The sequence below is a fragment of the Nonomuraea sp. NPDC049419 genome (genome assembly GCF_040676995.1).
GTDB classification, from domain to species: domain Bacteria; phylum Actinomycetota; class Actinomycetes; order Streptosporangiales; family Streptosporangiaceae; genus Nonomuraea; species Nonomuraea salmonea.
Window position 1 is genome coordinate 456,997 of the sequence record NZ_JBFAQB010000003.1, and the last position, 23,101, is coordinate 480,097.

A 23,101-nucleotide genomic window follows, 5' to 3' on the forward strand; every position below is an offset into this window, starting at 1 on the left:
CGCGCCGGCCGAGAGGGGGACGAGCCTATTAAAAGTCCACTTCTATATCCGTTTCTCGCCGTACGGCACCAGCCGGACCGGGCCCAGCAGGCCGTAGGCCTGGGGGGTCAGGGAGGCGTAGGTCGTGGGGTCGGCTTGGCGGAGGCGGTTGCCCAGGGGGGTGGCGACCTCTACCTCGATGGTGTTCCTGCCGCGTTTCAGGTGCGGGCCCAGGTCGATGACGGGGTGGAGGAGGTCCACCGGGTCGAGAAGGTGGCCGTTGACGCGGACGCGGCAGGTGTCGGTGACCTCGCCCAGTTCCAGGTACGCGGGGCCGTCCAGGTGCACCGTGGTCGTGTACGTGCCGACGCCTGAGACGTCCGCCAGGCCCGGGAGGTCGTGCCAAGGCGCCGGCTGGTCGAGGTTGAGCGTGTGGATGTGGTCGCCGTCCGGGCGGCGGTCGCGGACCTTGAGGTGCCAGGTTCGCAATTCGGTGGGCTGGGGGATCTCGTCGATGCGAGTGGTGATCGTGCGGCCTGTCGAGAGGGTCGTCGTGTGCCGGCCGGCTTTGGTCGTGCGGACTACCAGGTGGGCGTTGTCGTAGCGGACCAGGTCGGCGGAGGTGTCGGTGGCGTGCGGGCGGGTGCCGGTGTGGTCGCCGAAGAGGCCCGGGCGGCCGATGGCGATCACGCGGGCCTGGCCGGGGTGCAGGGCGACGCGCAGGTGGATGCCGTCGGCGTCCTCGGTGTAGCAAGCGATGCGCTCGGCCCGGCCGGTCCACGGGTCCAGCAGGTACGGGACGCCGTTCCTGTCCGTACGCGCCAGCGTGACCTCGTGGTCGACGGCGGTGACCGGGGGCTTGGCGTTCTCCTGATGCTTGCCGTTGCACAGGTAGTAGTAGTCCACCCGGCCGGCCACCCGGCGCATGGTGAGCAGCGTGGACGGGGTCGCGTACCGGACGTCGCGGCGGACCCCGAGGTCTTCGAGCGCGCCCGGCACCTCGTCGGCCGTGGAGACGCGGCGGACGGTGGGCTGGGTGAGGAGGTCGGAGACGAGGGCGCGCAGGCGTTCGTCGTCGCCGTCGCGGGGGACGCCGGGCACCGACGCCGACTCCCAGGCGCCGAGCAGCACGATGGGCAGCCCGTCCCTGGCGTACGCGAGCAGCCGTTCGGCCACTCGCGGCGTCATCGTGCATGCGTTGCCCCCGAAGCGGTCGCCCTCCACGAACAGCGCCTTGTACGCGGGCCGCCCCAGCCGCCCGTCCCTGACGCGGGCGTCGGGCAGGTCGAGCAGCGGGCCGCTGACGAACTGGTGGGTCCAGCCGGTCGGTACGCCGTTCGCGGTGAACCAGGTGGCGCCGATGCCGGTCTTGGTGTAGCCGGTCTGCCGGAACACCGCCACGTCCACCCGAGGCGTCCCTTGCCGCATGATCAGGTGAATTCGCGCGAAATATCGGGAAATGTCGGTGACGTGGTCCCAGGTGGGCTGGCGCGGGCCCCACGACTCCGCGTACCCCACCGAACCCCCGTACGGCGTGAACGCCGCGAACCCCGGCCACCCCGCGCCCGGCGCGCTCGCGTACGAGAAGCCGTGCAGCACCGTCTGGTTGAGCCCCGCCGCGTACGCGCCGCCCATCGTCAGCAGCAGCTTGCGCCACGTCGTCGTGTAGGCCCCGCCCTGGTACGCCCCCGCCTCGCAGGACAGCACCGCGCGCCCCGCCATGTCCCGGCCGCCGGCCAGGCAGCGGTAGTCGTCGAGGTTCTTGAAGCCGAGCGACTCGCCCTCGGGCACGTCGAGGATGGCCGCCGCCTCGATGGCGTCGGTCTGCAGCCCGTACGGCTGCGCCCGCAACCGCAGCCCCAGCGAGTGCGCCCAGTCGCGCAGCGCGGTGAAGTGGTGCTCGTTGAACAGCTCGGACACCGTGTCCCAGTAGTCCTTGCGGGCGTGTCTGGTCAGCACCGGGTCGAACGCGAACACCGGGTCCTCGTCGGCCAGCACGACCACCGGCAGCACGTCCGTCAGCGGGTAGCCGCGCCGCCGCTCGAACTCGGCCGGCAACTCCGGCGTCCACGGCAGGGCGTCGCTCTCGATCTCGATCGAGTCCTCGAACAGCGCTCCGCCCGCTCGTTTGAGCAGCTTCCTGATGCTGGGGGTGAGCAGCCGCCGCTCCCAGAAGTCGATCACCGCCTGAGTGCCGGTGCGGCTGAAGTGGTCCACCACGTACGCCTCTGGCGCGGTGTGCGGGCCCGACTCGGGGCGCTGGCCCGAGCCGCGCTGCCAGTAGGAGATGAGCAGCCAATCGCCGTCGCCGGGGGCCGTCCAGGTGATCGTGCCGCCGTCCACCGGGACGGTCCGTACGGAGGCGGGGTCGAGGCCGGTCTCGTCGCGGGCCGAGTGGGCGGGCTCGATTCTGGCCGCCTGGACCAGCAGCAACGTACGCTCACTCCGCCCTTCGACGGCGGGCGGCGGCACCGGACCCCGGTACGTGCTCCCGCCCGCCACCTGCACCGAGCCGTGGGCCAGCTCCTTGCAGGCGGCCTCGCTCTCGGGGGTGATGGTGGGGACGGCGGCCGGCCACGAGGGGCCGATGGTCAGGTCGATCGTGATGCCCCGCCGGGCGGCCTGATCCAGCGCCGCCTCGACGGCCGCGTTCCAGGCGGGCGTGCCCCAGCCGTGCTGCGCGGGATCGAGTACGGACTTATCCGAAATGCTGTGATGAACAGCCGCGATCTCCGCCCCACCGAACCCGGCATCGGCCAGCTGATCAACCTCCCGCCGAACCTCGCCGGGCGTGACATGCGCATCCGGCCACCACCACCGCACCATCGGCCGCACCGCAGCCTCAGGCCGCTGAAACCACCCCGCCCCGGGCGCGGGGGCAGCGGCAGCGGGGGAAGGAAGGGGCTGCCCGGCCAGCGCAACGGAAGCCGTGGCCACCCCACCCAGCACAAGAAACCCCCGCCGCGTCACGGAAGCGGCAGGGGAGGGCGTGGAGGTGGGAGCAGGAGTGTGGCCGTGGGGAGTGGAATCGGGCACGGGTCCTCCAGGAGACAAGGTCCTGCCGGGGTGGATGGGGCGCCGGGCCACTGGGCCCGACGCCCCGGTCAAAGACCGACCTGAACGCGACCACCCGAGGCCGCCCGGCGGGCCGCGACCGGTTCGGGTGGCCGGTCCGGCCTGCTGATCGACACGCGCTGTCGGCCCGCGGGCGGTGGCCGGTGTCCGGACGTTCCCGGGCGCCGGCCTCAAGCGCCTGCCGGGTGGTCAGGTGGTCAGGAGGGGAGGGGGTAGGGGAAGGAACTGGTGACGCCGATCTTGTCGTATTCCATCTTCGAGGGGTCGAAGTCGTCCTGCCAGTTGGCGTTCGTGACCTCGTTGCACTGGTACGACTGGTACTTGTCGTCGCTCACCTCGCCCACCTCGACGTTCGAGAGGGAGAAGCCGCAGCCGCCGGCGTCCATGTGGACGCCGCGCGTCCCCGAGTCGGGCATCTGGCCGGCGGGGTCGTTGATGACGTCCCCGATGACCATCTGCGTCACGTGGTTGTCGATGGCGTGCGGTTCGACGTTGTGCACGCCGTAGGTGTAGAAGGCGCCCATGTCGCCGCTGTCCAGGCCGGTCTCCTCCAGGCGGATGTAGGAGAAGCGGTTGCCCCTGGCGTAGTTGTCGGCGTTGGCGATCTCGGGGCGGACCTCCAGGCTGATGCCGTAGCGGGCGCTGTGCTTGACGACCACGTTGCTGACCTCGTTGTGGCCGGTGCTCATCAGCTCGATGCCGGAGGCGTCGCCGGGGACGAGCTCGCCGACGTGGTCGATGTAGGTGTTGCTGATGGTGTGGTGGCCGGAGATGTCACCTTCGCCGGGGTAGCCGCCTTCGACCTTGATGCCGTCGCCGCCGAGGTTGGCGAGCAGGCTGTCGGCGATCGTGACCCGTTCGTTCGCGAAGAGCAGGAAGATGCCGGTGAAGCCGGTGTCGGAGACGTGCAGCCTGGTCAGGCCGATGTCGCGGGTGTTCTCCAGGGTGATCATGCCGAACCGGTTGCGCGGCATCTCGATCTGCCGGTCGTAGATCGGGTACTTGTGCTCGTAGCCGGAGTCGCCGGAGGAGTTCCAGCCGTAGCGGTACCAGTTGACGAAGTCGGAGTACTGCAGGGCGAGCCCGTCGAAGGTGAGCCGCTCGACCCGCTTGTCGGGCGACGACCCGGCCAGCGAGATGATCGTCTTCACGGTCGGCGCCATGACCTTGTCGATGGAGGTCTTCGGCCAGTAGTAGACCTCGCTGTTGGCGAAGTCGAAGTAGTACTCACCGGGCTGGTCGAGGAAGCGCAGCGTGTTCTGCACGAAGTAGCGGGAGCCGCTGCGGCTGTTGACCAGGGCGAAGCGGCTGTCGTGGTTGAGGGTGAAGAAGTTCTTGCGGAAGTCGGCGCCGCCGAGCGGCACGTGGTCGGTGAACCAGCTCCACGACCCGCCCGACCAGACCACCATCTGGGCGTTCTTGTCGAAGTCGGCGTCCCACTCCTGCGGGATGTCCTTGGGGTCGAAGAACAGCCAGTTGTGCACGGCCTGGTATTCGGCCTCGGGCGTCACCGAGAACAGGTAGGGAGACCAGAGGTCGTCGGCGGTCCTGTTGGGGTAGCGGGCGGTGGTGGCGCGGGCGCCGTCCTCGAAGAGCGTGTAGAAGGTCCGGTCGACCTTCGTCTTGTAGATGTTGTCCTTGTACTTCTCCCACCCGGTGACCGGCCGGGCGCCGACCAGGCGGGCCTTGCCGGGGCCGTCGGCGCTGCGGTAGGTGATGGTGTGGCCGTCGCGGCCGGAGTCGGCGTCGGTGAACTCGATGGTCTTGTCGACGACGTAGTCACCGGCCTTGACGTTGACCACGATGTCGCAGTTCTTCTGGTACTTCGGGTTCCTGAGCGCGTCCCGAGCCTGCTCGATCGTCTTCCACGGGTTTCCTGCGCTGCCGTCGCCACGCTCGCTGCCGGTGGTGGCCACGTAGTAGTCGCACGTCCTGGCGCTGGTGGTGGCGCTGGTGGCGGCCGACGTGGTCGCCGGGGCGGTCAGCCCGCCCAGGAGTAACGCGACGGCGCCGATGGACCTGAGGATCACTGGCTCTCCTTAACCTCCCGCCACCGTTCGTACTCGGCGCGGGTCTCGGGGGTGAGGGGGTAGTAGTCGGACAGTGCGCCGCCCTCCTCGATGCGGGCCCTGCTGTAGCGCTCCCACTGCTCGTGGTCGGCGGCGGCCTCCAGCACCTGGCCGGCCCGGCGCAGCGGCACCACCACGGCGCCGTCGTCGTCGGCCACGCACAGGTCGCCGGGCAGCGCGAGCGCCCCGCCCACGGCCACCGGCACGTCGTACGCCCAGGGGAACAACTCGGCCTGCGAGGCGTAGTGCGGGGTGGCTCCGGTGCACCAGATGGGCAGGCCGACGCCGCTGACGCGGGGCAGGTCCCTGATCCTGCCGTCCACGACGATGCCCGCGCCGCCCCTGCGCTTGAAGTAGCGGACCAGCATGTCGCCGAAGCAGCCGGTGTAGGCGCTCCCGTACGCCTGCACCACGAGCACGTCTCCCGGCCTGATGTCCTCGAGCACGTGCCACAGGGCCGTGTGCCGCTCGACGTACTCCTGCCCGAGCCCGGAGGCGATGTCCTCGCGCTGCGGCATGAACTGCAGCGTCCGGACCCGTCCGGCGATCTTCTGTCCTTGGGCGATGGGGCGCGGGCCTTCGATGAAGGTCCGCCGGATGCCCTGGGCGTGCAGCTTGGCGCAGGCGGTGGCCGAGCTGATCCGGGACAGCCCCGCGATGAGCGCGGGATCGGGGTCCGCGGGCAGCGGCCCGCGAACGGGGAGATCCCAGATGGCCTCGTCCATGTGACTCCTCAGTAGTGCTGGTGGGACGGCGTGCGGACGCGCGCGGTCGTGTACAGGTCGAGCCGGATGCGGCGGCCGGGCGGCAGCTCCACGAGCAGCCGCGGGCCGTGCACCGGCACGTCCTGCTCGCTCTCGTGGATGGGGGGCGCGGTGTAGGCGCGGGGGTCGCCCGGGTAGCCGTCACCGGCGAAGCTGGTGGTGGTGACGTGGTCGATGTCGTGCTCGCCGAACTGGCCTGCCTGCACCACGACCCGGCGGGTGCCGCTCAGGCTGAGGTTGACCAGCTCCAGCTCGGCGCCGTCGGCGCGGACCGCGCTGACCAGGGCGGCCACGTCCGGCGGCAGGCCGGGGCGGTGGCGGTCGGCGTCGAAGTAGGCCAGGCGGGTCGGCAGCAGGCCGCCGTTGTAGAGCACCTGCGGGGTGCCGGTGACGAGCTGCAGCAGCGCCTCGGTGAGCACGGGGTTGAGCCGCTGCCAGTGGTGCACGTGGATGGTGGCGAGGTCGGCGTCGTCGGCCTCGATGAGCGCCATGCGGCGCTGCACCTGGCCGAGCGCGGTGGTGAGCATCAGCTCGGGGTAGGCCGGGTTGGCGCCGCGCAGGTACTCCAGCCAGGGCGCCTCGTGCCCCGCCTCCTCCTTGTTGCGGAACGGCCGCACGGTCGTCCAGTCGTAGCCGGACGCGCGGCGCAGCCGCTCCAGCCGGTCGGCGTCCGCGCCGCCGAGCGAGCGGTGCCAGAGCCAGACGGGCAGGCCGAGCTGCGGCGGCTGGAAGTCGAACCAGCCGGAGTCGTCGTGCCGGTTGGGCACCAGCATGGTGGGCTTGCCCGCCTCGTCGCCCAGCTCGGCCAGCCAGCGGTCGCTGATGCTCATCTCGGTCTGGGTGACGGCGCCCTGGGTGGCGCGCTCGTACACCGCCTCCAAGGGGTCGCGGCCGATCGCGAGCGCGGCGTCGTCGCCGGTCAGCAGGTGGGCATTGACGGCGGCGATCGCGGCGGCGGCGCCCACGCTGTAGAGGCCGTGCGGCCACTGCCAGCCGTAGTTGCCGCCGTACCAGCGGCCGTCGTGCAGCTCGCCGACGATCCCGGACGGGCCCACGTTGTCGGGGATGATGCCGTCGTTGGCCTCGGCCCTGCGCTGCCAGGCGCCGATGTAGCGCAGCGCCCAGTCGCGGTAGCGGTCGTCGCCGTCGTACAGCCAGGCGTTGACGGCCAGGCTGGTCGCGGCGAGGTTGACCGCGACGTCACCGCGGCCGATGCGCTCGCTCATGGCGGCGCCCATGCGGGCGGCGTTGCACGGGTCGCCGAGGTCCTCCCAGCGGGTGATGCCGGGCAGGTCGCGCAGCGGCAGGCCGAACGGCCGCATGCTGACCAGGTCGGTGTGGTAGGAGGCCCACTCCCACTGCAGGCCGTAGCGGGGGCCGACGGCGCCGTTGTGCGGGGCGCGGATGATGTCGTGCTCGGCGTCGTAGTTGGCCGAGCCCGGCAGGTACAGCTCGGCGAAGCGGCGGGCCCGCTCGGCGAACCGCTCGTCGCCCGGGTCGGCGGCGCAGATGCCGTAGAACAGCAGCATCGACTCGCCCTGGTGGAACCAGTCGTAGCCGCGCTCGTACTCCTCCACCAGGTAGCCCAGCTCGGTGAGCTGGGCGGTGACGCCCTCCCAGTGCTGCTTGGCCGCGCCGAGCAGGTCGTCGGCGCCGCCGAGCTGGTAGAGGGTCGGCCAGTTGAAGAACGCCTCGTAGAAGTCGTCGGCCCCGTCGCGGTCGGCCGCCGGGCCGTGGTAGATCAGCCGCCCGTCGGGTCCGCAGTAGCGGCCGGCGAAGGCCCGCCAGGCCTCGTCGAGGGCGTCGAACAGCCGGCGTTCGAGCACCGCCCAGGCCGGGGGCGCGCCGAGCGGTACGGTCGCTCTGATCTCGCGCATGGTCACCCTTTCGTAGCTCCTGCCGTGAGGCCGCTGATGATGTGCCGTTGCATGAAGACGAAGAAGACGAGCAGGGGAGCGATGGCCAGCAGCAGCGTCGGGAAGACCACCGAGTAGTCGGTGGAGTACTGGCTGACCGCCGCGTAGACGCCGGTGGTGACGGTGTAGAGGCCGCTGCCGGGGCCGAGGATGATCTGCGGGTTCACGAAGTCGTTCCACACCGAGAAGGTGTTCAGGATGATCATCGTGGCGACCGCGGGCCGCATCAGCGGGAAGACGATCTGCCAGAACGTCCGCAGCCTGCCCGCCCCGTCCACCGCCGCCGCCTGGTCGAGCACGGCGGGGATGGTCGCGATGTAGCCGGCGTACAGGAAGATCGAGAACGGCAGCGTGAGCGTGGTCTCGAACAGCACGAACCCGCGGATGGTGCCCATCAGGCCGAGGGTCTTGAGCACGTACACGACGGGGATGACCAGCACCTGGCCGGGGATGAAGGTGCCGGCCAGGAAGAACAGCATGAGGACGCGGAAGCGGCGCCTGGGGCTGCGGGCGATCACGTACGCGGCGGGCGCGGCCAGCCCCACCGACAGCACGTTGACCGCCACCACGAACAGCAGCGTGATCGCGTAGCCCTTGGCCACGTTGAAGCTGGGGTTGGTCAGCGCCCTGCCGAGCGGTTCGAGGGTCAGGCCGCCCAGGCCGAACGGGTTGGCCAGGATGTCCTGCTGGCCCTTGAAGGCGTTGACGGTCAGCACGTACAGGGGGATGAGCATGAAGGCGGCGGCCGCCCAGAGGAACGTCTTTCTCATTGGTGCACCGCCAGCTCGCCGCGCCTGCGCAGCTTCGTCACCACGAACGCCAGCGCCGCCGTGACCAGCATGAGGATCACCGACTGCGCCGAGCCGAAGCCGAGGCGGGCGTCGTGGAAGGAGTTCCAGAGGATGAGGTAGGCGACGGTCTGGGTCTGCCCGGCCGGGCCGCCCGCCGTCAGCGAGACGACCAGGTCGTACGTCTTCAGCAGCGTCACCAGCGACAGCACGACGTTCACCGTCACCGACGGCCCGAGCGCGGGCAGCGTGACGTTCCTGAACACCTGCCACCGCGTGGCGCCGTCGATGCGGGCCGCCTCGATCAGCGAGTGCGGCACCGCCTGCAGCCCGGCCAGGTAGAGCACCACGTTGACGCCGAACCCGGCCCAGACCAGCACCGCGATCATGGTGACGGTGGCCCACGCCGGGTCGGACAGGAACGGCAGCACCTCGCCGCCCCACGTGGTGATGAGGTTGTTGACCGCGCCGGTGGTGCCGAGGATGGCCGACCAGAGGAAGCCGACCACCAGGGCGCTGAGCACGTGCGGGTAGAACAGCACGATCCGGAAGAACGTGTTGAGCCGGGAGGCGCCGTTCACCAGGAGGGCGAAGCCGAGGCCGCACAGGTTGAGCCCGGCGGTGCCGGCCGCGGCGACGAGCAGGGTGACCAGCGCGGCGCGGCGCAGTTCGGGGTCGTCGAGCAGGTCGACGTAGTTGGCGGCGCCGACGAAGGCCGGGTCGGCGCTGAAGCCGTCCCAGTCGGTCAGGCTCAGGTAGAGGGCCAGGCCGACCGGGACGATCAGCATGACCACGTAGAGCACGGTCGCCGGCGCCACCATCAGCGTGGTCGCCAGGCCCTCGGTGCGGCGCCTGGAGCGCTCGCCTGCGGGGGGCCGTCGCACGGTCGGGGGTGCCTCCCGGGTGAGCGTCATGACTTGGAGGCCACCCAGCGGTCCACGCCCTCGGCGACCTCCTTGGGCGACTTGCCCACGTACAGGCCCTGGACCTCGGTGTTCCACGCGGCGTTGAAGCCCTTGGGCAGGGTGGCGTCGCCGTAGCCCTCACCCTGCGGCACGCCCTGCGGCGCCTGGTCGAGGATCTCCTGGACCTGCTTCTCCAGCGGGGTGAACTCGCGCTCAACGCCGGTGCGGAAGTTGCCGTCCTGAGCGAGCTGGCTCTTGACCGCTCCGGGGTCGGTGACGAGCCACTGGACGAGCTTGAGCGCGGCGTCCTTGTTGGGGGTGGACTTGAGGATCATGTACGGGGCCGCCGGCGTCGCGCCCTGCGGACCCGGGTAGGTCTGGCCCTTGTCGACCGGGGCGGGGAAGACGCCGACCTCGAAGTCCTTCTTCGCCTTGGCCTCGGTGGCGGTGAACCAGCTCCCCATGACGTACATGCCGGATTTGCCGGACAGGAAGCTGGTCTCGGCGTCGGCGTACTTCATGCCGAGCGCGTTCTTGTCGACGTACCCCTTGTCGATCCAGGTGCGGTAGCGCTCCAGGTAGGGCAGCAGCGACTCGCCCGCCTTGATCTTGCCCGCCTTGACGTCCTGCTGCCAGGCAGGGTGCAGCTGCGCCCTGCTGGGGTTGGACAGCTGCAGCAGCTGCAGCCCGGTGAGGAAGTCGCCGCCGGTCTGCAGCGGCAGGTAGCCCGCGTCCTTGAGCCGGCCCATCGCGGCGTCGAACTCGTCGAACGTGGTCGGCGGCTCCTCGATGCCCGCCTTCTCGAACGCGGTCTTGTTGTAGAAGACCAGCGACTGGGCCTGCACGCCGACGCCGACGGTGTAGATCCTGCCGCCCAGCTTGGCCTGCTCGGCGAGCGGCGTGTCCTTGGCCCACGGCTGGTCGGTCAGGTCGAGGAGCTGCTGGGCCAGCGTCTCGTCGGCCATCAGCGTCTCGACCACGTCGGGTGCGTTGCCCGCGGCGAGCTGCTGCGGCAGCGTGTCGGCCACGCCCTTGCCGGTCGGCGCCTCGATCTTGACGTCGATGCCGGGGTTGGCCTGCTCGAACGGCTTGACCAGGCCCTCCCAGTACGTCTGGGTGAGGTTCGGGCTGATGTTCACCAGCATCCGGACGGTGACCTGGCCGTCCTCGTTCTGCTGCGCCTGGGAGTCGCCGGCGAAGCCGCCCCCGCCGCAGCCGGTCAGGACGAGCAGGCAGCCGAGGGCCGATAGGGCGAGGGACGGTCGGGGGGAACGCATCGCACCTCCAAAGGGGCGAGATCTGCGACGCCTTTTAATGGGTCGGCACTCGATTAGCGATTATTTAATACGTTGGTCACATGGGGTCGTCAAGGGGATATGTGACGCTACAAAAACGTTTCTAGCGGCTTGCTGAGTCATAAGTACGTTAAAGTTGGCCCGTGAACGCACCCGATGACGACAAGCGGCTGGTGGTGGGCGACGAGGAGCTCGCCACGCTGCGAGAGTGGGCCGCACGCGAGCCGGCCAAGGGGACGGCGCTGCGCAGCCGCATCGTCCTGGCCTGTGCCGAGGGGCTGCCCCGCAAGGAGATCGCGAGCAGGCTCGGGGTGAGCCCCGCCACGGTCGCCAAGTGGCGGGCCCGCTTCGTCGAGCGAGGCATCGACGGGCTCGACGACGCGCCCAGGCCGGGCCGCCCGCGCAGCCCCGAGCGGCAGGAGGCCGAGCGGGTCATCGCCGCCGCGGCCGACGGCGCCGCCGTGCCGTCCACCAGGACGATGGCCGCCCAGCTCGGCCTCTCGCAGTCCACGGTGGCGCGCATCTGGCAGGAGCAGCAGATCGCGCCGCCCGCCGCCCGCCTGCTGCCCAGAGAGCTGCTGTCCGACCGCGTCTACGCGCTGCTGCGCGGCTGGATCGTCTCCGGCGAGCTGACGGCCGGGCAGCGCCTGGTGGAAGCCGAGATCGCCCGCCGGGTCGGCACCAGCCAGGCGCCGGCACGTGAGGCGATCAAGCGGTTGGCGCACGAGGGCCTGGTCATCTCCTATCCGAACCGGGGCAGCTACGTCGCCGAGATCTCGGACGAGCAGGCCCGGGAGGTTCGCGACATCAGGGTGTTGCTGGAGGAGTATGCCGCACGAGGTGCGGCTGCCCGCATCCAGCCCGAGACGCTGCGCCAGCTCTCGGCCGACGTGCTGGCCATGCGCAAGGCGGCACGCGACGGCGACATCGGCGCCTTCCGCGACGCCGACCTCGCCTTCCACCGCCGGGTCTGCGCGGCCTGCGGAAACTCCTTCCTGCTGCGGCTGTGGCGGACGATCGAGTCGAATTTGTGGAGCCTGCACGTCGTGGGCAACCCGCTCTACGACGGCGACTGGGGCGCGATGGCCGGCCACCACGACGACCTGGTCGCGGCGCTGGCCGCGGGCGACCCCGAGGAGGCCGCCCGGCTCTTCGCCGCCCACGCCCGCGGCGAGGCCTCCCGCACCCGCCCCAAGAACGCGGCGAGCGCGGGAGACACCGTGATGGTTCAGGCGGACGGGGTGACCTCGTAGGTGGCGCCGCGGCGGGTGTCCAGCACGATCACGCCCGGCTCCGGCCGCCCGGCCTTGACCGGCCGGCCGTGCTCGGTGACCGTCACGGGCCCCGCCGTGCGCAGCGTCAGCCGCCGACCGAGGTCCGACCTGATCCTGCCGCGCCGCAGCGCGCCGGAGGCCCACTCCACGTCCACCTCGAACCCGCCACGGGCCCGCAGCCCCCGGTAGGACCCGGCCGGCCAGGCGGCGGGCAGGGCGGGCAGCAGGTGCACCTGGCCGGCGTGGCTCTGCAGCAGCATCTCGGTGATCCCCGAGGTGCCGCCGAAGTTCCCGTCGATCTGGAACGGCGGGTGCAGGTCGAACATGTTGGGCGCGGTCCGCGCGGGCACCAGCAGGTTCGACAGCCGCTTGTACGCCTCGACGGAGTCCAGCAGCCGCGCCCAGAAGTTGATCTTCCAGGCCAGCGACCACCCGGCGCCGGCCTCGCCGCGCAGCTCCAGCGTCCGCCGCGCGGCCCGGGCCAGCTCCGGCGAGAGCCTGGGGTCGATCTGGTGCGCGGGGAACAGCCCCCACAGGTGGGAGATGTGCCGGCTGCGCGACAGCGCCGCGTCGCCCCGGTAGTCCTCCTGCCACTCCTGGATCTGCCCGAGATGCCCGACCTGGTTGGGGACGAGCCGCCCGCGCGCCTCCGACGCCTTGGCCGCCAGCTCGGGCTCGGCCCCGAGCACCTCCGACGCCTCGGCGAAGGCCCCGAACAGCTCGCGCAGGATCTGCATGTCCATGGTCGGGCCCGCGCAGATGCTGACGTTCTCGTCGTCGTCCTCGTGGTGGCCGACCTCGGGGGAGTGCGACGGGTTCGTGACCAGGTAGCCGGACCTGGGGTCGGTCTGCAGCGTGTCGAGGAAGAACTCCACCGAGCCCTTGATCAGCGGGAAGTGCTCGCGCAGCCGCCGCTCGTCACCGGTGTAGAGGTAGTGCTCCCACAGGGTCAGGCAGAGCCAGGCGCCGCCGGTCGGCCAGATGCCGTAGAAGGCGAAGTCCACCGGCGCGGTGCCGCGCCAGCCGTCGGTGTTGTGGTGCGCTACCCAGCCCTTGGCGCCGTACTGCGTCTTCGCGGTCTTCGCGCCCGTCTCCGACAGGTCCTTGATGAGGTCGAAGAGCGGGTCCATGCACTCGATGAGGTTGCCCGGCGCGGCCGGCCAGTAGTTCATCTCCAGGTTGATGTTGATCGTGTACTTCGACTCCCAGGCTGGGGTCAGCGAGTCGTTCCAGACGCCCTGGAGGTTCGCCGCGTGGCCGGGGGAGCGGGAGGAGGAGATGAGCAGGTAGCGGCCGTACTGGAAGTAGAGCGCGGCGAGCTGCGGGTCGGTGTCGAGCTGCCGGCGGGCGATGCGCTCGTCGGTCGGCAGCGCGGCCGCGCCGGACGTGCCGAGGTCGATCGACACGCGGCCGAACAACTCCTGGTAGTCGCGTACGTGCCTGCGCCGCAGCACCTCGTACGGCTGCCCGCTCGCCCGCTTGAGATGCCGCCCGGCCACCTCGGCGGGGTCACCACCGACGTCCCGGTAGCTGCGGTAGCTGGAGCCCATGGAGATGAGCAGGGTGACCTCGTCGGCGCCCTCGACCGACAGCGTGCCGCCCTCGGTGCGTACGCTGCCCCGCTCGGCCTCCGCCTTGGCCAGCGCGCGGAAGCGCACCTCGCCCTTCAGGCCCTGGGTGTCGCCGCTGACGCCGTCGAGCGCGATCGTGTCGCGCCCGGCCGCCGACGAGGTGACGTCCTGCGGGCTGGAGAAGGCGGCATGGAACGTCACCGAGCCCGGCTTGTCGGCGCTGAGCCGGACCACGATGACCTGGTCGGGGTTGCTGGCGAAGACCTCGCGGGTGTGCCGCACGCCGTCGCGCACGAAGCTCACGGAGGTGACGGCGGTGGTCAGGTCCAGCTCGCGGCGGTAGTCCGTGAACTCCTCGGAGCCGGGGAAGGTCAGCGTCAGGTCGCCGAGCACCTGGTACGGCGCCTGCTCGCTGGGCTGCCCGAGGAACTTCTGGTCGGCCAGGTTCTGGGCCGCCTTCCACTTGTCCTCCCACACCCACTGCCGGATCTGGGGGAGCGCGGCCAGCGCCTCGGGGTTGTCGTAGGTGTGCGGGCCGCCGGCCCAGATGCTGTCCTCGTTGAGCTGGAGCCGTTCTGTGGCCACGCCGCCGAAGACCATCGCGCCCAGCCGGCCGCAGCCGACGGGCAGCGCCTCCAGCCACTGGGCGGCCGGGCGGGTGTACCAGAGGGTCAGGGCGTCGTCGCCGGCGGCGGCCCAGGCGGGGCCGGCCGCGACGCCGTTCACGAGCAGGGATCCGGCGGCGGCCGTCAGACCGGTCGCGAGCACGCCTCGGCGGGTGTAGCCGTCGTTGGTCACGGTTGCTCCTGTTCGGTGGGGTGGGGGATGGACGCTCGCCCGGGGGAGACGAGCCGGCTGCCCCGGGGTCAGTGCCGGGTGCGCACTGCCGTGAGCACGAGCCAAGGGCGGAAACGCCCTATACATGGGATGTATCTTTACGTCACACTGCCGATATCTGTCCAGACCCGGCGTAATTTCGTTGAAACATCGGAGGAAAGCCGTGAGCCGTATCGACGCCCACCACCACGTCTGGGACCTGGCGGCCCGCCCGCACGCCTGGCTCGACCCCGAGCCGATGGCGCCGGTGCGGCGCACGTACACGCTGGACGACCTCGCCGGGCACGCCGCGGCGGCCGGCGTGACGCGCACGGTGCTCGTGCAGGTGCTGCCCGACCTCGACGAGACCCGCGACTTCCTCGCGCTGGCAGCCGCGTCCGAGCTGGTCGCCGGCGTGGTCGGATGGATCGACCTCACCGCGCCGGGCGTCGCCGACACGCTGGCCGCGCTGCCGCCAGGCCTCGTGGGCGTGCGCCACGGCGTGCAGTCCGAGCCCGACCCGGCCTGGCTCGACCGGCCAGGCGTGCGCCGCGGGCTGGCCGACGTGGCCGCCGCCGGGCTCGCCTACGACCTGCTCACGCTGCCGCACCAGCTCCCTTCCGCGATCAGGACGGTGGCCGCGCTGCCCCAGCTGACGTTCGTGCTCGACCACCTGTCCAAGCCGCCGATCGCGAGCGGCGAGCTGGAGCCGTGGCGCGGCCACATCAGGGAGCTGGCCGCGTACCCGAACGTCTTCTGCAAGCTGTCCGGCATGGTCACCGAGGCCGACACCGAGGCCGACACCGAGGCCGACACCGAGGCCGACACCGAGGCCGACATCGGGGCCGGCCGCACGTCCTGGCGGGTGTCCGACCTGCGGCCGTACGCCGAGACCGTGCTGGAGGCGTTCGGGCCCGAGCGGGTGATGTTCGGCTCCGACTGGCCGGTCTGCCTGCTCGCCGCCCGCTACGACCAGGTCGTGGCGGCCGCCGACGAGCTGTGCGCCGGCCTGTCGGAGGACGAGCGGGCCGCCGTCTTCGCCGGGACCGCCCGCCGCGCGTACCGGATCTAGACGGCCTCCACCCTGAACGTCGTGTGGTAGCCGCGCGACTCCTGCGGGCCCAGCCAGATCATGCTGCCGTCCTGGCGGGCCGCCGCGTCGCCCGCCACGTGGTGGGTGGAGGGTTCCAGACCGACCGCGTAGTTGCCCGAGCGCAGGTTCAGCCACTCGAAGAAGTACGGGAACTCCGCCGCCCGCCACTCGACGGCCACCCGCATGCCGATCCGGTCGTTGACCACGGCCACCCGGTGCAGCCCGTCGGGCCTCGGCACGAGCGCGTGCTCGTACACCTGCTCCACGAACCCCGGCGTCGGCCCGGGGAAGACGACGTGGTCGGCCTTCTGCTCGGCGACGCTGTCGCTCTGCCACAGCGTCTCGCGGACGTCGGCCTCCAGCCTGGCGCCCTCGTCGAGCAGCGGCCAGCCCAGATTGATGTGGTACAGGTACATGTGCGGCGTCGGCTCGAACCCGGCGTTCGTCACCGTGTCGGTCAGCCGGATCTCGTCGCCGCCCAGGTCGGCCTCGATCCGGCGGACCAGCCGCAGGTTCTCGGCGAAGACCGCCGCCTGCCGCATCTCGCCCTCCGCCCACAGCACGCAGCGCTCGCCGTCCCACCGCTCGCCGTAGCCGGTCAGCCGCGCGGGCAGGTTCCCGGCCCGGCCGTGCAGCCCGTGCCGTACGGACGCGCGCGGCGGATACCGGTAGCCCTCGGCCGGCACGTCGCCGCCGAACAGCGTGTGGTCGAGCCCGGCCGTCACGATCAGCCCCGAGAACGAGCGCAGCCACGACAGCCCGTCCTCATCGTTGTTCTCGTGCAGCCCCGGGTGCCGGAAGCCGGTGGGTGAGCGCCAGCCGAAGGCGCGCCCGGCGTGCTCGGCGTGCCCGATGTCCATGCACCGGTCCACCAGCACGTCGAACGCCAGCCCAGAGCCGGTGCGGAACTCCAGCGTCCTGATGCCGCGCTCGACCCCGTCGCCCAGCGTCACCAGCCGGACCCCGCCGGCCGCGCTCGGATCGCCCGTCAGCTCGGCCAGCCGGCCGCGGTTCGGCATCATGCCATCACCCACCCTCCGTTGACTTCGATGGTCTGGCCCGTGACGAAGGAGGCGTCGGGGCCGGTCAGGAACGACACCACGGCGGCCAGCTCGTCCGGCGTGCCGCGCCGCTGCAGCGCCTGCCGCTCCAGCACCATGCGGTTGTACGCCTCCAGGTCCTCGTGGATCTCCTCGGCCGCCGTCGGGAACGCGCCGGGCGAGACGCAGTTGACCCTGATCTCGCGCGGGCCCAGCTCGCGGGCCAGCGCCCGGGTGAGCGCCGCCGCCGCGCCCTTGGTCGAGACGTACGCGGCCAGGTCGGGCCAGCCGCCGTGCATGGTGATCGAGGCGACGTTGATGATCGCGCCGCCGCCGAGATCGAGCATCTGCCGGGCGGCGTGCTGCGCGCACAGCCAGTAGGCGCGCTGGTTGACCGCCACCACCTCGTCGTACTCGGCGGGCGGCACCTCGAGGAACGGCCTGGCCGGGTAGACGGCGGCGTTGTTGACCAGGATGCCGACCGGGCCGAGCCGCTCGGCCGTCTCGGCGAAGGCGGCCTCGATCGCGGCCGGGTCGCGCAGGTCGGTCTTCAGGTTGAGCGCGCCGGTCAGGCCGCCCGCGTCGACGTCGAGTGCCGCCACCCGGTGGCCGTCGGCGGTCAGGCGGCGCACGATCGCGCCGCCGAGCGCGCCGGCGGCTCCCGTGACGAGCGCCGTGGTCATGTGGTCCTCCATTCCTCGTGCAGGTCCTTGAGCAGGCGCCGGGGCGGTGTCCCGGCCAGCAGCCCGTCGCGGACGATCGCGGACGAGCGCCGCTGCCGCTCGATGTAGCCGGGGAAGCGCGGCCTGATCCAGGCGGCCTCCAGGGTCGCGCGGGTGTCGCGGTAGAAGCCGTCGCCGTTCTCCCAGACGGAGTGCGCGGCCGGCTGCCCGCCGGTGGCGGGGAACAGCCCGGCCTGCACCGGCTCCGACGTCAGCCGCAGCAGGTGCGTCCGCACCGACTCGCGCCTGCCGGCGGCGCGGCGCGAGACCGCGAGGCCGGTGCCGCCCAGCACGCTGCCGGGCGGCCCGCCGGGCCAGGCGGGCGCGTCGGAGAAGGCCAGCGGGTACGTGACGTAGCCGTACAGCAGGGGACACCAGTCGATCCGGCCCGCCGCGATCGCGTCCAGCACGCCGATCGGGTTGAGCAGCGACACCTCGCGGTTCGCGTGCGCCAGCAGCTCGGCCATCAGCTCCAGCGCCCGCTCGCCGGCCGCCGCGTCCAGGAAGTCGCCGCCGGTCAGCGCGCAGAACATGAGGAACGCGTGCGGCCCGCCGAGACACAGCGCCATCCGCGCGCCCCGCGCCCGCGCGGCCACCTCCGGCCAGGTGCCCGGCACCCGCAGGCCCTGCCGGGCGGCGGCCACCTGGGCCGCGGCGTCCAGCGGCAGCGCCCACTGGCGGCCGTCCAGCCGGTAGCTCTCCCAGGACCGGCCCGCGAACCGCAGCCCGGCCAGCTCCCCAGGGGCGAACAGCTCCTCCATCGGCACCAGCGCGTCCACCGCCGCGCCCAGCCCGGGATGGTCGATCACCAGCACGTCGTACGTCTCGGCCAGCGTCGCGATCGGCTCCGACTCGAAGCCCTCCAAGGGCTGCCGGTCCCACCTGATCGGCTCGGGCACCCGCCCGTACGGGTGCTCGCCCGCCTGGTCGAGCCGGGTCAGCCGCTCCAGCGGCGCGTACCCGCGCGGATGGTCCCAGGTCAGTCCTCGCATGCCAGCACGCCCTCCGCCACCAGCTCGGCGATGCGCTCGGCCGGGTAGCCGAGCTCCGCGAGCAGCTCCCTGGTGTGCTCGCCCACCAGCGGCGCGCCCCTGCGCACCTCCGGTGGGGCGGCGCTGAGGCCGTAGGGGAAGCCGGGCGTGGTGACCGTGCCCTCGGTGCGGTGCTCGTAGGTGACGAACGAGCCGTTGTGCTCCACCTGCGGGTCGGCGACCAGGTCGGCGTAGCCGTAGACCGGGCCGGCCCACAGGTCGTGGCGGGCGAAGATCTCCAGCCACTCCGCCGTCGTGCGCTCAGGCAGCCGGGACGCCACCAGCGCGGTGATCTCGTCGCGCCTGGTGTGGCCGTCGGCGTCGCCGTCCATCGCGGCCAGCTCCGGCAGGTCCAGCGCCACGGCCAGGCCGTCGAGCCTGGGCATGCCGAGCGCGACGTGGCCGTCCTTCGTGGCGAAGACGCCGTACGGGGCCCTGATGTAGGTGTGGCCGTGCGGCTCGCGGCCGCGCCGCTGCGGCACCTTGCCGACCGTGAAGATCGACAGCTCCTGCATCTGCACGGCGACCGCCGCGTCCAGCATGTTCACGCTCACCCGCTGGCCCTCGCCGGTCCGCTCGCGGTGCAGCAGCGCGGCCAGCGCGCCCTCGAAGGCGCTGTAGGCGGTGATGGCGTCGATCGCGTACGAGCCCGCGGGCGCCGGCGGGTCGCCCTCCCTGCCCGTGCTCAGCATGGCCCCGCTCATGGCCTGGAGCAGCAGGTCCTGGCCTGGGCGGGCGGCATAGGGCCCGGTCTCGCCGTAGCCGGACATGGAGACGTACACGATGGACGGGTTGAGCCCGCTGATCGTGTCGTGGTCCATGCCGAGCCGCTCGGCCACGCCCGGCCGGTAGTTCTGCAGGAACACGTCGGCCGTCGCGGCCAGCCGGTGCACGATCTCACGGCCCGCCTCGGACTTGAGGTTCACCGCGAGGCTGCGCTTGTTGCGGTTGAGCGACAGGAACGAGGCGTTGACCTTGGTGCCGGTCGCGCCGCCCGCCGGGGCGTGGCGCTGCCACTCGCCCGTGACCGGCTCCACCTTGACCACGTCGGCGCCGAGGTCGCCGAGCCGCATCGCGGCCAGCGGCCCCGCCATCGCGATGGACAGGTCGATCACCCGGTAGCCGTCGAGCACGCCCACGTCAGCGTCCCTCGAAGACGGGCGCGCGGCGGGCGGCGAACGCGGCCCTGCCCTCGGCGGCGTCGGCCGTGGCGAAGCAGACGGTCTGCAGGTCGCGCTCGTACCTGATGGCCTGGTCGAGCGGCATCGAGTAGGCGGCGCCCAGGTTGGCCTTGGCGGTCTGCGCGGCGATCGGCGGGCGCCCGGCGATGGTGGCGGCCAGCTCCTTGGCCGCCGCGGCCAGCGCCCCGGGCGGGTACACCTCGGTGACCAGGCCCCACGACAGCGCGCGGGTGGCGTCGATCGGGTCGCCGGTCAGCAGCATCGTGGCCGCGTTGCTCGGGCCCACCGCGTGCGCCAGCAGCGCCGACTGGCCGCTGCCGCCGATCCAGCCGAGCTTGATCTCCGGCGCGGCGAACGTCGCCGTCTCGGACGCCAGCCGGATGTCGCAGGCCAGCGCCAGCTCCAGGCCGCCGCCGTAGGCGTAACCGTTGATCGCCGCGATGATCGGCTTGCGCAGCGCCCGGACCGCGTCGCCGTAGTCGCCGCGGTTGCGGAACTCCCACGGCGTCGCGTACTCGTCCAGCTCGCGGATGTCGCTGCCGACGCAGAACGAGCGCTCGCCCGCGCCTGTCAGGACGGCCACCCTGATCTGCGGGTCGGCGTCCACCCTGGTCAGGCAGGCGCGCAGCGCGGCGGCCATGTCGGGGGTGATGGCGTTGAGCTTGGCGGGTCGGTTGAGGGTGACGACGGCCACCGGGCCGTCGACGTCGATGAGGACGTCCAAGGGGAGGCTCTTTTCTAGCAGCAGAGACGTACGTGCTGTTCGGCGTCGGCGCGGGCCACCTCGACCACCGTGCGCATGGCCTCCTCGGCCTTGCGGTGGTGGCGGCGCCTGATGGCCTGGGCCACGCGCTCGTGGTTCGGCAGCGTTTCCTTGTTGTGCGCCACCGAGCGGGTGTGCACCTGGCGCACGGACCGCAGGGCGATGCTAATCATGTCGTAGAGGTAGAGCAGCAGGTCGTTGTCGGCGGCGGCGAACACCGCCTGGTGGAAGGCCAGGTCGGCCTCGATGAACGGCTCGGGGTCATCGGCCGTGGCGTACAGCGCGGCCAGGGCCTCGTCGATGCGGCGCAACGCCGCCGCGTCGGCCCGCTCGGCCGCCACCCTCGCGGCGCCGGGCTCCAGCGCGACCCGCAGGTCGGCCAGCACCCGGATGTCCTCGGGGCGCGGCTCGGGCTCGAAGCGCCAGCTCAGCACGTCGGCGTCGAGCAGGCTCCACGACTCGCGGGGCCGCACGATCGTGCCCGCGCTCCTCCTGGTCTCCAGCAGGCCCTTGCCGGCCAGCACCTTCACGCCCTCGCGCACCGCCGAGCGGCCCACGCCCAGCTCGCCGACCAGCTCCTCCTCGATGGGGATGGAGGTGCCCGGCGCCAGCTCGCCGTTGACGATGCGGGCGCCGAGCGCGCGTACGACCTGGACGTGCCGGGCCGCGTCACTGCGGGGATCAGTAGCCACGGACCCGCACGCTATCCCGAGCGCGGCCGAATTCCTAGACCCTTCATCAGATGAAGTTCGAGTTTCATCTGATGAAGTCTTCACAGGGCCGCGGTCCGGTAGTAGCTTGCCGTGAGGCTGGTAGCTCGCCGTGAGGCGCCGACCGACATCTTCCGGACATCTGCTGACATTTGCCGACTTCGACCCACCCCCACCTCCGTTCGCGAGGGAGCGGCCATGACGACCCTGGGACTCATCCACACCTCGGCCACGCTCGTGCCGGTCTTCGCCGACCTGTGCGCGCGGCACCTGCCGGGCATCGAGACGTTCAACATCGTCGACGACAGCCTGATCAAGAACACCGTCACCGCCGGGCGCCTCACCCCCGGCACCGCGCGCCGCGTCGCCGGGCACATCGCCTCCGCCGAGTCGGCGGGCGCCGACCGCATCCTGGTCACCTGCTCGTCCATCGGCGCCGCCGTCGAGGCCGCCGAGCCGCTGACCGGCGTGCCCGTCACCCGCGTGGACCGGCCCATGGCCGACCGCGCCGTCGCCATCGGGCGCAGGATCGGCGTCATCGCCACCCTCGCCACCACCCTCGACCCCACCGCCGGCCTCGTACGCCGCCGCGCCGAAGCGGCAGGAGCCGGCGTCACGCTCACCGCCCGGCTGTGCGAGGGCGCGTTCGAGGCGCTGATGAGCGGCGACGCCGCCACCCACGACGCCCGCGTCGCCGCCGCGCTCACCGAGCTGGCCGGGGAGGTGGACGTCATCGTGCTCGCCCAGGCGTCCATGGCCAGGGTCGCGGACGCCGTCGTCTCGCCCGTGCCCATCCTGGCCAGCCCGCCCCTGGCCATGGAGCACCTCGCGAAGGAGCTGCATGCGTGAGCTGACCGTCGCCACCTACCAGGTCGTCACCCGGCTGCCGCTCGACCAGGCGGCCGGCGCGATCGCCGGCGAGCAGAGCACCGGGACGTTCGTCAGCGTCGCCGGCGAGACCGACGAGCTGCGCGCCCGGCACGGCGCCGTCGTGCTGGACCTCACCGAGGTCCCGCCGCCGATCTCCGAGCCGCTGCCGGGGGCGCGCGGTGACGGGCCGCTGCGGGCGGCGCTCGTCCGCATCGGGTTTCCCCTGGAGAACACCGGGCCTTCGCTGACGAACCTGCTGCCCGTCGTCGCCGGCAACCTCTACGAGCTGCGCGAGGCGGCCGGGCTCAAGCTCGTCGACCTGGAGCTGCCCGCCGCGTTCGGGACGGCGTACCTGCCGGCCGCGTACGCCGTCGAAGGCACCAGGCGGCTCGTCGGGCGGCCCGACGGGGTGCTCATCGGCACCATCGTCAAGCCCAACGTCGGGCTGCGGCCCGCCGACTACGTGCCGCTCGTGCGCGAGCTGGGGCTGGCAGGGGCCGATTTCATCAAGGACGACGAGGTCAACGCCGACTGCCCGCCCGCGCCGCTCGCCCAGCGGGTCAAGGCCGTCACCGGGGCGCTCGACGAGGTCGAACGGCGTACGGGGCGGCGGCCCATGTACGCCTTCAACATCAGCGACGAGCCCGACCGCATGCTGCGCAACCATGACCTGGTGGTGGCCGCGGGCGGGACCTGCGTGATGGTCAATCTCAACGTCGTCGGCCTCCCGGCCGTCGCCATGCTGCGGCGGCACGCCCGCGTCCCCATCCACGCCCACGTCACCGGCATCGGCGCCCTCACCCGGCACCCCGGGCTGGGGATCGGGTACGTGGCGTACCAGAAGCTGGCCCGCCTGGCCGGCGTGGACCACCTGCACTGCGGCGGCTTCCACAGCAAGTTCTACGTCACCGACGACGAGGTGGCCGCAACGGTCACCGCCGTCCGCACCCCGCTGCTCAGCGGCTTCTCCTGCCTCCCCGTCCTGTCCTCCGCCCAATGGGCCGGCACCGCCCCCGTCACCTTCGACCGCACGGGCACGGACGACCTGCTGATCCTGGCCGGCGGCGGCATCCTCGGTCACCCCGACGGCCCTGCGGCCGGAGTGGCCAGCATCCGCCAAGCCTGGACAGCGACGACCTCTGGCATCCCCCTGGAGCAAGCAGACACCCCCGAACTGACCCGCGCCCTGACCCACTTCGGCGGAGCGGTCCCCCGATGACCCACCCGTCGAAGACGCGC

18 protein-coding genes are annotated in these 23,101 nt (G+C 72.0%); 4 read left to right on the plus strand and 14 right to left on the minus strand.

Going from position 1 to position 23,101, the window contains the following annotated elements:
* Positions 1-42 precede the first annotated feature (42 nt).
* The 7 genes from AB0K12_RS12080 to AB0K12_RS12110 all read right to left on the minus strand — a co-directional run bounded on the left by AB0K12_RS12080 (position 43) and on the right by AB0K12_RS12110 (position 10,773).
* Positions 43-3,015, minus strand: a complete 2,973-nt coding sequence (locus tag AB0K12_RS12080) for a glycosyl hydrolase (RefSeq protein ID WP_364558813.1) — start codon at positions 3,013-3,015, stop codon at positions 43-45.
* A 236-nt stretch (positions 3,016-3,251) separates the two neighbouring features.
* On the minus strand, positions 3,252-5,084 hold the full coding sequence (locus AB0K12_RS12085) for a right-handed parallel beta-helix repeat-containing protein (protein ID WP_364558816.1): 1,833 nt from the start codon (positions 5,082-5,084) through the stop codon (positions 3,252-3,254).
* Positions 5,081-5,848: a hypothetical protein gene (locus AB0K12_RS12090; protein WP_364558819.1), complete on the minus strand. Its 768-nt coding sequence runs from the start codon at positions 5,846-5,848 to the stop codon at positions 5,081-5,083. The genes AB0K12_RS12085 and AB0K12_RS12090 overlap by 4 nt, the downstream gene beginning before the upstream one ends.
* A gap of 8 nt (positions 5,849-5,856) precedes the next feature.
* Positions 5,857-7,764 (minus strand): hypothetical protein, encoded by a 1,908-nt coding sequence (locus tag AB0K12_RS12095; RefSeq protein ID WP_364558822.1) that lies wholly within the window; start codon positions 7,762-7,764, stop codon positions 5,857-5,859.
* Positions 7,765-7,766: 2 nt separating this feature from the next.
* Positions 7,767-8,573 carry a carbohydrate ABC transporter permease gene (locus tag AB0K12_RS12100; protein ID WP_364558825.1) on the minus strand — a complete coding sequence of 269 codons (807 nt, stop codon included), beginning with the start codon at positions 8,571-8,573 and terminating at the stop codon, positions 7,767-7,769.
* Positions 8,570-9,505 carry a sugar ABC transporter permease gene (locus AB0K12_RS12105; RefSeq protein WP_364558828.1) on the minus strand — a complete coding sequence of 312 codons (936 nt, stop codon included), beginning with the start codon at positions 9,503-9,505 and terminating at the stop codon, positions 8,570-8,572. The genes AB0K12_RS12100 and AB0K12_RS12105 overlap by 4 nt, the downstream gene beginning before the upstream one ends.
* Positions 9,502-10,773, minus strand: coding sequence for an extracellular solute-binding protein (locus AB0K12_RS12110; protein WP_364558830.1), 1,272 nt, complete (start codon positions 10,771-10,773; stop codon positions 9,502-9,504). The genes AB0K12_RS12105 and AB0K12_RS12110 overlap by 4 nt, the downstream gene beginning before the upstream one ends.
* Before the next feature lie 161 nt (positions 10,774-10,934).
* On the opposite strand from AB0K12_RS12110, the gene AB0K12_RS12115 reads away from it, so the two are divergent.
* Positions 10,935-12,044 carry an FCD domain-containing protein gene (locus tag AB0K12_RS12115; protein WP_364558833.1) on the plus strand — a complete coding sequence of 370 codons (1,110 nt, stop codon included), beginning with the start codon at positions 10,935-10,937 and terminating at the stop codon, positions 12,042-12,044.
* Here the strand turns inward: AB0K12_RS12115 and AB0K12_RS12120 are convergent.
* A complete protein-coding gene (locus tag AB0K12_RS12120; protein WP_364558835.1) occupies positions 12,020-14,434 on the minus strand; it encodes a glycoside hydrolase family 95 protein in 2,415 nt (804 codons plus the stop codon). The two genes, AB0K12_RS12115 and AB0K12_RS12120, sit on opposite strands and share 25 nt — an antisense overlap.
* 202 nt (positions 14,435-14,636) lie before the next feature.
* Here AB0K12_RS12120 and AB0K12_RS12125 point away from each other — a divergent pair, with 202 nt between their 5' ends.
* Positions 14,637-15,524 carry an amidohydrolase family protein gene (locus tag AB0K12_RS12125; protein WP_364558837.1) on the plus strand — a complete coding sequence of 296 codons (888 nt, stop codon included), beginning with the start codon at positions 14,637-14,639 and terminating at the stop codon, positions 15,522-15,524.
* Here AB0K12_RS12125 and AB0K12_RS12130 read toward each other — a convergent pair.
* From AB0K12_RS12130 to AB0K12_RS12155, 6 genes are read right to left on the minus strand one after another with little or no spacing between them, the layout of a single operon-like run.
* The gene (locus AB0K12_RS12130) at positions 15,521-16,567 is read right to left on the minus strand and encodes an aldose 1-epimerase family protein (RefSeq protein WP_364558840.1); all 1,047 of its coding nucleotides are present in this window, start codon (positions 16,565-16,567) and stop codon (positions 15,521-15,523) included. The genes AB0K12_RS12125 and AB0K12_RS12130 overlap by 4 nt on opposite strands.
* Complete coding sequence (locus AB0K12_RS12135) at positions 16,564-17,268, minus strand: SDR family oxidoreductase (protein ID WP_364558844.1); 705 nt, start codon at positions 17,266-17,268, stop codon at positions 16,564-16,566. Before AB0K12_RS12135 ends, AB0K12_RS12130 begins: the two co-directional genes overlap by 4 nt.
* Positions 17,265-18,299: a hypothetical protein gene (locus tag AB0K12_RS12140; protein WP_364558847.1), complete on the minus strand. Its 1,035-nt coding sequence runs from the start codon at positions 18,297-18,299 to the stop codon at positions 17,265-17,267. The genes AB0K12_RS12135 and AB0K12_RS12140 overlap by 4 nt, the downstream gene beginning before the upstream one ends.
* Positions 18,287-19,477: a CoA transferase gene (locus AB0K12_RS12145; protein ID WP_364558850.1), complete on the minus strand. Its 1,191-nt coding sequence runs from the start codon at positions 19,475-19,477 to the stop codon at positions 18,287-18,289. Before AB0K12_RS12145 ends, AB0K12_RS12140 begins: the two co-directional genes overlap by 13 nt.
* A 1-nt stretch (position 19,478) precedes the next feature.
* Positions 19,479-20,243: an enoyl-CoA hydratase/isomerase family protein gene (locus AB0K12_RS12150; protein ID WP_364558853.1), complete on the minus strand. Its 765-nt coding sequence runs from the start codon at positions 20,241-20,243 to the stop codon at positions 19,479-19,481.
* Between the two features lie 14 nt (positions 20,244-20,257).
* Positions 20,258-20,974: a FadR/GntR family transcriptional regulator gene (locus AB0K12_RS12155; protein ID WP_355419037.1), complete on the minus strand. Its 717-nt coding sequence runs from the start codon at positions 20,972-20,974 to the stop codon at positions 20,258-20,260.
* A gap of 216 nt (positions 20,975-21,190) precedes the next feature.
* On the opposite strand from AB0K12_RS12155, the gene AB0K12_RS12160 reads away from it, so the two are divergent.
* Positions 21,191-21,841: an aspartate/glutamate racemase family protein gene (locus AB0K12_RS12160; RefSeq protein ID WP_364558855.1), complete on the plus strand. Its 651-nt coding sequence runs from the start codon at positions 21,191-21,193 to the stop codon at positions 21,839-21,841.
* Positions 21,834-23,081 (plus strand): RuBisCO large subunit C-terminal-like domain-containing protein, encoded by a 1,248-nt coding sequence (locus AB0K12_RS12165; protein ID WP_364558858.1) that lies wholly within the window; start codon positions 21,834-21,836, stop codon positions 23,079-23,081. The genes AB0K12_RS12160 and AB0K12_RS12165 overlap by 8 nt, the downstream gene beginning before the upstream one ends.
* Positions 23,082-23,101: the final 20 nt, after the last annotated feature.